This is a genomic window from Pelagibacterium lentulum, assembly GCF_003992625.1.
GTDB lineage: Bacteria > Pseudomonadota > Alphaproteobacteria > Rhizobiales > Devosiaceae > Pelagibacterium > Pelagibacterium lentulum.
Genome location: NZ_RZMW01000006.1, coordinates 1 through 2047, shown reverse-complemented (window position 1 = coordinate 2047; position 2047 = coordinate 1). Strand labels below are relative to the sequence as shown.

At 55.9% G+C, this 2047-nt stretch carries 1 protein-coding gene and 2 pseudogenes; all 3 read right to left on the bottom strand.

The features are described from left to right. Nucleotides 1–723, bottom strand: a pseudogene (locus EO133_RS01265) (hypothetical protein); the annotation flags it as partial. A 59-nt stretch (nt 724–782) separates the two neighbouring features. Then, nucleotides 783–947 carry a hypothetical protein gene (locus EO133_RS20110; protein ID WP_164734829.1) on the bottom strand — a complete coding sequence of 55 codons (165 nt, stop codon included), beginning with the start codon at nt 945–947 and terminating at the stop codon, nt 783–785. A gap of 32 nt (nt 948–979) precedes the next feature. Next, nucleotides 980–2047: pseudogene (locus EO133_RS20105) on the bottom strand (hypothetical protein); the annotation flags it as partial.

Here is a 2047-nt window from a genome sequence, read left to right as displayed (position 1 = left end):
TGTGATCGACCCCGGCTCTACGATCATGCCAGCCGGAATCTCGAAGTTCAGCGCGCCGCCACCTGCCCCAGGCGTCAGCGTGACATTGGGCGACTCGCCGAATGGAATTGCATCAACATCGCCAATCGAAAGGCTATAACCTGCTCCCGTCACATAAGCAGGATCGGTCCAGTCTCCGCTTGTCGCCGATGCCTTTGAAAAAATCGCCGAGCGCCCATCTCCGGTATCGCTTACCAGAACAGAAAAGCCCTCATCCATCCCATCATAGGCTGCCCGCGCCGCCAGCGTATCCACCTGCACGTCATAGTTCGCACCGCTTGTCAGGTCGGTCTTTGGTACGGTCGTAACAGTACCCGGCCCGGTAAACATAATGACCTGATCGGCACTGCCCGAAAGGCCCGCAAGACCTTGCAAATTGCCGTTGCCTAGAAGCTCGATCAATTGCCGCGCCTGTGCTGTCACACGGCTGCCGTCAGGCTGGTAGCGCATACGATAGGCGGCATCGGTAAGGTCAGGCCCTTCCCACGGCTTGGTGAGCGTCCCTGCCCCGTTGGCGTCAATCGTCGCGATCACGCCCCAATATTCCGTGGCGCCGGTAATATCGATGATCGTGTCGCCCTCACGGAACCCGGCCAATTGCCAGCCGGTGCCGGTTCCAGTGAACGATGCAGAGCCATTGGTCAGGCTGATGGTGCCCGTGACGTAATCACTCATTACGGTCATGGTTTCTCCAATAAAAAAGCCGCCTCATTGGGCGGCGTTGTCTGGTCTGTGAAGGCTGGTTAGTCTTGGTCTGCGGGCGGTTCGCTTGCCGCCTCCAGTTCCGCAATCCTGCGGTCCCTGTCCGCGCATTGCTGGGACAGGATCAGAACTCGGTTCTTGAGAAACTGGTTTTCAATCATCGCCTCACGCAAGGCGACTTCGGGTGTGACTTGGACGTGGGACATAGGAGCCTCAATAATTGTCGCTGAAAACCGGATCAGCGGCGTGCAACGTTGGATGTTAGGCGACGGGTTCCCGAGTAGGCAATCGAGCCGAAAAGCTGAATTCTTGATCGAATTGTTACATTTCCGGTAATTGGAGATAGGGCCAACCCACTTGCATAGGGTTCAGGGGCGGCGTTTCTTTCAGACTGGTTTGTCCAACTAGCGCTCGTACCTTCACCTATGACGTAAACATCACCACCCGCCACCATTTCGATGAACATACGAAAGCCGCCATTGCTAACGTTCCCGCCTCCAAAACCCACAACGACCGCTCCAGCTGATATAAGATCACCTGCGCCTACATTTATAGTTTGACTGTTCAACGTTATGGTTCCCGGTGCGGACATGCTTCCGGAAGTGGGTCCAGCCTTGTAAACGTCAGTAACAGAGCCCTCTTCGAGCTTGATCCGGGTTACGGCAAGGTCTCCTATCATCGCCGCGTTAACGACCAGATTGTTGACAACTGCGTTTTCAATCGCAGCCCATCCCACCTGCAGGTTATCAATGAACGCCTGCTCAGATGTCAGCGTTTGAATGAAACCCAAGTCTGCAGCAATAGATGCCGTCTCGATATTGACCGCCGTTAAGCCCCAGATGTACGCGTTCGGCACGCGCAGATTTCCGCCCTCAAAAATAAAGGGTTGCGATCCAGCGGCAGCAGCACTTTCCGCAATGATGAACTGCTCGGCAATCTCAACTCTGCGGGTGGGCAATTGGGGGTCGTTTGGAGTATCCCAATAACTACCAGCCAGCCGATAATCGCCGGTATTGGCAACATCGAAGCGCGTTTCAATACCGACGCGCGCATAGCCACTCGGGCCGGACATTGCAGTGAACCTAATACGCGCTGACGATATATCGCCGGCATCCGCAGCAGATAGTTCGGTCAGGGCATCGGCGAGCGCCACGAGCCGCCCGTTCATCGGAATTATAGCCGTGGTGATCGTTTCTTCAAACGTGGCGGAAAGATCACCAACCACCGTACCAAGCGAGCGCCGCAATTCATCGAACTGCATGGCATTGGCAAGCTCCTGGTCGCCGGTCAGAACCGCTTGGGCCTG